The organism is Nonomuraea candida (genome assembly GCF_000725485.1).
GTDB lineage: Bacteria > Actinomycetota > Actinomycetes > Streptosporangiales > Streptosporangiaceae > Nonomuraea > Nonomuraea candida.
The window spans coordinates 1-208 of the sequence record NZ_JOAG01000229.1; the positions used below are offsets into that span (position 1 = coordinate 1).

Below are 208 nucleotides of genomic sequence, written 5' to 3' on the forward strand. Positions count from 1 at the left end.
GACCACGGAGGCCGTCATGACCGACGCCTCCGCCGGGATCGACGACCTGGGCATGACCCCGCTGAAGTCGACCACGACCGTCGCCATGGACTTCGGCCGCGTGTCGCTGGACCGTGACCTGATCCTGTACCTGTTCGGCACGCCCGGACAGCACCGGTTCTGGTTCATGTGGGACGACCTGGTCAAAGGAGCGATCGGCGCGGTCGTG

General features: G+C 66.8%; 1 protein-coding gene. It reads left to right on the forward strand.

Annotated features, from left to right (window positions below; all coding sequences use genetic code 11):
• A partial coding sequence (locus IO39_RS43840) for an ATP/GTP-binding protein (protein WP_043638093.1) occupies positions 1-208 on the forward strand: 208 nt, incomplete at both ends.